Raw genomic sequence first — 396 nt, forward strand, 5'->3', positions numbered from 1 at the left:
GGCCTGGGTGGTGTGTCGGTGGCGATCGGCAGTGCCGCCTCGGCCACCACGGGCACTGCCGGTGCGTTCGACCTGCAGGCGCCCGCGGGCAGCTACCGCATCGCTTTCTCCCGCAGCGGCTATCGCTCCGCATCCGCCGACGTGCTGGCCGTGTCCGGCTCCGTGATGGACTTCGGCGACGTCGTGCTGCAGGCCGTGCGCACCACCACCGAGGTCGCGGGCCGCATCACCGACGCCGACACCGGAGCCGCCATCGCCAATGCGGACGTGTCGGGCGGTGGCTCCAGTGCGCGCAGCGCGGCCGACGGAAGCTATGCGCTGTCCGGCATCACGGCCACCCGCTTCGACCTGCGTGTCGCCGCCGCGGGTTATCTCACCCAGTCCTGGCGCCTGGAG

At 72.5% G+C, this 396-nt stretch carries 1 protein-coding gene; it reads left to right on the forward strand.

The features are described from left to right. Positions 1 to 18 precede the first annotated feature (18 nt). The coding region (locus tag EEB19_RS26625) for a carboxypeptidase-like regulatory domain-containing protein (protein ID WP_222930011.1) at positions 19 to 396 on the forward strand (378 nt) is incomplete at its 3' end.

Origin of the sequence: Gordonia sp. OPL2 (genome assembly GCF_003797825.1) — a bacterium.
Lineage (GTDB): Bacteria > Actinomycetota > Actinomycetes > Mycobacteriales > Mycobacteriaceae > Gordonia.